The organism is Dietzia sp. Cai40, from assembly GCF_014145165.1.
Lineage (GTDB): Bacteria > Actinomycetota > Actinomycetes > Mycobacteriales > Mycobacteriaceae > Dietzia > Dietzia natronolimnaea.
Genome location: NZ_JAALEB010000244.1, coordinates 1 through 5,645 on the forward strand (window position 1 = coordinate 1; position 5,645 = coordinate 5,645).

Consider the following 5,645-nt stretch of genomic DNA (forward strand, 5'->3'; position numbering starts at 1 on the left):
GGAGCGCGACCGGGTCTGAGCTGCGTGCCGCGGACGCGGAGCAGCCCGAGTACGGCCCGGCCACCGATCCCCCCACGTCGCTCCAACCGCTCTGGATGCACGGCTCCGCCGGGACCGGCCCCCCGCTCACCACCAAGGGCAACCTCGTCACCGTCTCCCCGGACGGGGTGCTGGTCGGCCGGGACGCGGGTTCCGGGGAGGAGAGCTGGTCCTACACGCACGCGGGGCGGTTCTGTGCCGGAGCGTTCTACGCCGATCGACTCGTCGCCGCGTTCGACGGCGCCTCCGGGTGCAGTGACGTGACGTCCCTCGACCCGACCCGCCAGGAGTACGCGAGCACCAGACAGAGTGTGTATCCGGACTCGATGGAACTCACCGGCTCGTGGAAGCACGTCCTGGCGTTCAGCCCGGACCGCCTCGAGATCTGGCGCGACGACCTGGTCCGGACGGTCGAGTACGGGGCCGTGGAGGCTCCGCAGGAGGCCGGGATGCAACCCCGCACCGGGTGCACCCTCGTGACCGCGGATCTCACCGACGAGCGCTTCGCCGTGACGGAGCGCTGCCCCGGCGAGGACTCCGTCAGGCTGACGATCTCGAAGACCGTCCCCGAGGACAATCGCGCCCCCGAGGAGATCGCCTCGGACCCGACCGGTGCCGACGGTCTGTGGATCATCGAGGTGACCGAGCAGGGGGTCCTGGCGCTCCGGAACCAGGGCCCCGACTGGACCGTCGAGTGGTTCACCTCCCCCACCGAACACTCGACCGTGCTCGCTCTGGAGGGTGAGCCGGCCGTGCCGCCCTCGCACGAGTCCGTCTCGGGCGACAGCGCTCAGGTGAGATGGTTCGACGGACGTTCCACGCACGCCTTCGACGGGCCGTCCGGGAGATACTCGTGGACCCTGGGCGGGTCGACGGGCCCCGGACTGACCGGGGGCTGGTCCGCCGACCCCGCGGCCCATTCGACGGGCGAGTGGGTGCTGGTGCCGGTCGCCGACGGGCTCGCGCTCCTGGACCACGACACCGGGCGCGAGGTCCGTCGCCTGGCCGGGCAGGCGGCACCGGGACCGGGCGTGACGGGGCTCGCCCAGATCGGCGACATCCTGTACGAACGCCACGCGGGAGAGATCCGCGCGTACAAGCTCGTCGCCTGACCCCCCGGGGTGGATACGGGAGCCGTGCGGGTCGGCAGGGTCAGACGGCGTACCACTCGATCGCGTCCCTGCGGAACAGCGACACCAGCGCGACAGCGCAGACCACGGCGAGGATCAGACCGGCGAGGTACTGGTCCGATCCCACCCCCACGTACCAGGCCACGAACAGCAACAACAACTCCGCGATCACCACGAGTCCACGGCCCCACCGTCGACCCCGCAACAGGCCCACACCGGCCGCGAGAAGGCCGCCCCCGAGGATCGCGAACCACACCGCGGTGCCGTAGCCACTGATGACGACGGTCTCCTCGCGATGGCCTCCGGCCGCCCGGATGGCGAGGGCCACGGCCACCCCGACGCCGATGAGGCCCTGCGCGGAGGAGATCCACCCGGCCAGGCGCACGGGCGTGGGGATCGCGGTGCGGGGATCGAGGCGATCCGGCGGGGGGCGGTGGTCGTCAGGTCGGCTCACGTTCACCTCCACAGGGTATGTCGCGGTGACGGCCGGGCCCGCACCACCCTTGCGGACTGGACTCCGATTAACCCATTACAGCCTCTGGCGTGCGATTTCGGTTCGATTTGACAACCGGGGTGACCTTTGCCACATCGCGGCGGGAGAGGGTTGACTTGTCATGGAATCGTGGCACCATCATTCGTAACAGCGCAGACGCACATTGTTTGCCTTGCCTTAACCGGGAGCTGCTCCTCACGGAGCGAGCCCTCGGAACGGGTACACCCCCACCACATCACCGGATGTGACACAGCGCGTACGTCCGCGTGCCGATCCTCGCAGATCGGCGCGTCGGCGGCGTCTTCCCGTGTCCGGTTGACCCGATAACGGTCTCGTAACCGTAAGGAGTTCCCATGGACTGGCGCCACAAGGCCATCTGCCGCGACGAGGATCCCGAGCTGTTCTTCCCCGTCGGCAATTCCGGACCCGCCCTCGCGCAGATCGCCGAGGCGAAGATCGTCTGTAACCGTTGCCCCGTCACCTCCGAGTGCCTGGCCTGGGCCCTCGAGTCCGGCCAGGACGCGGGCGTCTGGGGCGGCATGAGCGAGGACGAGCGTCGCGCGCTCAAGCGTCGCCGCGCCCGCACCCGCACCGCGGTCTGATCACCGCCACCTGATCACCGCATTCTGGTGACCGCGATCCCACGGTACGCGGTCCGGTCGGCGACCTGAACGGACGCCCGACCCCACGAGAACGACGAAGGCCGGTTCCCCTCCCGCGTGGGAGGGGAACCGGCCTTCGTCGTGACGGTCGATCGTCAGCCGATGACGGCGATGAGGTCTCCGGCCTGGATGACGTCGCCGGGGGCGACGGCCACCTCGGTGACGGTGCCGGCCGTCTCGCACAACACCGGGATCTCCATCTTCATGGACTCGAGGAGCACGATCGTGTCCCCCTCGGCGACCTCGGTGCCGACGGCTGCGACGACCTCCATGACATTCGCGACCATCTCGGCACGGACCTGTTCAGTCATTCGGATGTTCCTCTGCTTTCCTCACGCGGCGGCCCCCGGACTCCTCAATGCAACCACACGGGGGTTCTCATGGGAGACTTGTACACCGACGAAAGGAGGCGACCATGGGCAAGCGTGGCCGCAAGAGGCGGGATCGCCGCAAGAAGAACGCCAACCACGGCAAGCGTCCGAACAGCTGAGTCCGGACCATCAGAACCGAGCGAGGGGCGGACACCGTGTCGGTGTCCGCCCCTCGCCTCGTCTCCGGTGAGGTCAGTGCGGGTCCCGCCGGTGGACGGTCGTGGTCCGGTGCACCACCGTCGTCCCGTCGGAATCGGTCGTGGTGACCGTGGTGCGTCGGATCTCCACCATGAGTCGTTCCCTCAACCCCGACGGCGCCTTCTCGCAACACGAGCGGGACAACTTGGCCTTGAGCCGCCGCTCCGAGAGGAAGAGTTCACGGCAGGGCGGACACCCGGCGAGGTGATGCTCGAGCCTCGAACGACAGGCGTCGTCGCACTCGAGGTCCACCAGCAGGGACAGGTCGCGCCGGGCGGCCTCACAGTCGATCTGGTCGAGCCGCGGGTCGTGTTCCCTCGTCACTTCGCGCCCTCCGTCCTGTCACGACCGAAGCCACGCTCGGTCGCCACGTCCCGGAGCAGCTCGCGGAGCTGCTTGCGTCCTCGGTGGAGGCGTGACATCACGGTCCCCAACGGGGTGTCCATGATCTCGGCGATCTCCTTGTACGGCAGGTCCTGGACGTCCGCGTAGTACACGGCCATCCGGAACTCCTCGGGGAGCTGGGCGAGCGCGGACCGGATCTCGTCGTCCGGCAGCAGTTCCATCGCCTCGACCTCCGCCGAGCGCAGGCCGGTGGAGGTGTGCTCCGCCGCCGCCGCCAGCTGCCAGTCCGTGATCTCCTCGGTCGGATACTGGGCGGGTTGGCGCTGCCGCTTGCGGTAGTGGTTGATGTACGCGTTGGTGAGGATGCGGTGCATCCAGGCCCGGAAGTTGGTCCCGGGCTTGAAGGAGTGGAAACCCGCGTACGCCTTCGCGTACGCCTCCTGCACCAGGTCCTCCGCATCGGCCGGGTTGCGGGTCATCCGCAGCGCGGCACCGTACAACTGATCGAGGAGCGGCATGGCCAACTCCTCGAACTGTTCGGCGCGTTGGTCGGACTCGTCGGGCTGCAACTCGGTCGGCAACCGGTACTCCTCACCTGTCGATGACCCGGAGTCTATCCGCACGCCGGGGGCGTCGAGGACCGCGGTCCGCATCGCACCCTCCTCTCCCGATCCCGGGGACAGTCCCGGGTACCTGCTCTCCTCAACGCCGTCCACGGTCACGCTATTCCGGCCGGTGCCGTCACTAGGCTGGGCAGGATGAGCCGTAAGCGCACGGGACACGGGAAGTCCGACTCGGCGGCGACCCCCGCCCTCGCCGCACTCCGGTCCGCCGGGGTCGACCACGAGGTGCACACCTACGACGCGGGAAACGGCGCGTTCGGCGACGAGGCCGCCCGCGTCATGGGCGAGCGACTCGGGATCGACGCCGCCAGGGTGTTCAAGACCCTGGTGCTCGCCACCGCCCGCCCCCCGGCGGGCACCCGGATCCCGCTGGCTGTCGCGGTCCTGCCGGTCACGGCGATGCTCGACCTCAAGGCGGCGGCCGCCGCGCTGTCCTCCGGGAAGGCCTCGCTCGCCCCCGTCGACGTCGCGGAGAAGGCCACCGGGTACGTGGTCGGCGGAGTGTCCCCCCTCGGGCAGAAGAGGTCGCTGGCGACCGTGGTCGACAGCTCCGCGTGGGATCACCCCACGATCCTGTGCAGCGCCGGCCGTCGGGGGTGGGAGATCGAACTGGCACCCGCGGACCTCGTCGGCCTCACGGGAGCCACGGCGGCGTCGATCGCCGCCCGGTGACGCCGTGCTAGAAGAGCATCCCGGCGGACGGGTCCACCGGCCGGACCAGTTCCGGGCCCTCGTTCCTGACGTTGGAGACCGCGCGTGAGACCGGCCTGATCTCCACCGAGTCGGCCCACTGCCCCAGGTCGCCGCCCGCGCCGTCGACCAGGGCCCTCGGGTCACCGATCACGGAGGGGTCGAGCCAGTCGGAGACCACGGACGGGTGCACCACGAGCGGCATGCGGTCGTGGACGCGGCGCAGCGGTCCGAGCGCCTCGGTGGTGAGGATCGTGCACGACAACTGCGTGACGGTCTGGTCGCCGGGGTCACGCCGGGCCTCCCACAGCCCCGCCATGAGCAGCCCCTCGTCGCCGGGCAGGCTCATGTGGAACGGCTGCTTGGGGCCCGCCCTGCCGCCGGGCGTCGCCGGCTCCCCCGGGACCCACTCGTACCAGCCGTCCATCGGGACCACGCAGTGGCGCCGCGCGACGGCGGTACGGAAGGAGGGCTTCTCGAACGCCGTCTCGACCCGCGCGTTGAACAGGGTGGGCAGCCTGCCCGGGTCCCTGGCCCAGGACGGCACCAGGCCCCAGCGCATGGCACGCAGGATCCGTCGGGGGCCGGCGGGATCGTCGAGGCGTTCGCGCGGGGCGTCCAGGACGAGGGCGGGGACGGTGGTGGTGGGCGCGATGTTGAACCTCGGGGAGACCGGGCCCCGGTCGGGCCACAACCCCGGTGGCGGCGAGGACGCCTCGTCGACGGCATCGAGCTCCACGGCGAGTCGCGCCGGATCCGAGGAGAGGGAGAACCGTCCACACATGCGGTCCATCCTCCCACCCGGACCGGGCGGGATCGGGGTCGATGCGCGACAATGACCAGGTGAGTCATTGGAACGCCCCCGTCGCCGGCACGCCCGTGGACGCCGTCGTCCCCGTACCCGGGTCCAAGTCGCTGACCAACCGCGCCCTGGTCCTGGCCGCGCTGGCCGACGCCCCCGCCCGGTTGAGCGGGACGTTGCGCAGCCGGGACACCGACCTGATGATCGGGGCGCTCACCGCGCTCGGCACCCGGATCGAGGGCCCCACGGGGCCGCCCGCGCCGGGCGACACCGACCTGGTGGTCACGCCGGG

The 5,645-nt window shown here is 70.5% G+C and carries 8 protein-coding genes and 1 pseudogene; 4 read left to right on the forward strand and 5 right to left on the reverse strand.

Annotated features, from left to right (window positions below):
- The coding region (locus tag G6022_RS10000) for a hypothetical protein (protein WP_182691484.1) at positions 1-1,151 on the forward strand (1,151 nt) is incomplete at its 5' end.
- Between the two features lie 40 nt (positions 1,152-1,191).
- On the opposite strand, the gene G6022_RS10005 is transcribed toward G6022_RS10000, so the two are convergent.
- Positions 1,192-1,623: a hypothetical protein gene (locus G6022_RS10005; protein WP_338404193.1), complete on the reverse strand. Its 432-nt coding sequence runs from the start codon at positions 1,621-1,623 to the stop codon at positions 1,192-1,194.
- A gap of 392 nt (positions 1,624-2,015) precedes the next feature.
- On the opposite strand from G6022_RS10005, the gene G6022_RS10010 reads away from it, so the two are divergent.
- Positions 2,016-2,264: a WhiB family transcriptional regulator gene (locus G6022_RS10010; RefSeq protein WP_179524794.1), complete on the forward strand. Its 249-nt coding sequence runs from the start codon at positions 2,016-2,018 to the stop codon at positions 2,262-2,264.
- Between the two features lie 155 nt (positions 2,265-2,419).
- Here the strand turns inward: G6022_RS10010 and G6022_RS10015 are convergent, their stop codons facing one another.
- From G6022_RS10015 to G6022_RS10025, 3 genes are all read right to left on the reverse strand, one after another.
- Complete coding sequence (locus tag G6022_RS10015; RefSeq protein ID WP_017836613.1) at positions 2,420-2,635, reverse strand: biotin/lipoyl-binding carrier protein; 216 nt, start codon at positions 2,633-2,635, stop codon at positions 2,420-2,422.
- A 252-nt stretch (positions 2,636-2,887) separates the two neighbouring features.
- Positions 2,888-3,217: a zf-HC2 domain-containing protein gene (locus G6022_RS10020; protein WP_179524793.1), complete on the reverse strand. Its 330-nt coding sequence runs from the start codon at positions 3,215-3,217 to the stop codon at positions 2,888-2,890.
- Positions 3,214-3,891, reverse strand: a complete 678-nt coding sequence (locus G6022_RS10025) for a sigma-70 family RNA polymerase sigma factor (RefSeq protein ID WP_179524792.1) — start codon at positions 3,889-3,891, stop codon at positions 3,214-3,216. The genes G6022_RS10020 and G6022_RS10025 overlap by 4 nt, the downstream gene beginning before the upstream one ends.
- 105 nt (positions 3,892-3,996) lie before the next feature.
- Between G6022_RS10025 and G6022_RS10030 the strand changes: the two genes are divergently transcribed.
- The gene (locus tag G6022_RS10030; RefSeq protein WP_182639371.1) at positions 3,997-4,533 is read left to right on the forward strand and encodes a YbaK/EbsC family protein; all 537 of its coding nucleotides are present in this window, start codon (positions 3,997-3,999) and stop codon (positions 4,531-4,533) included.
- Positions 4,534-4,540: 7 nt separating this feature from the next.
- Here the strand turns inward: G6022_RS10030 and G6022_RS10035 are convergent, their stop codons facing one another.
- Complete coding sequence (locus G6022_RS10035; RefSeq protein WP_182610188.1) at positions 4,541-5,335, reverse strand: SOS response-associated peptidase; 795 nt, start codon at positions 5,333-5,335, stop codon at positions 4,541-4,543.
- Positions 5,336-5,394: 59 nt separating this feature from the next.
- Between G6022_RS10035 and G6022_RS10040 the strand changes: the two are divergent.
- A pseudogene (locus tag G6022_RS10040) lies at positions 5,395-5,645 on the forward strand (3-phosphoshikimate 1-carboxyvinyltransferase); the annotation flags it as partial.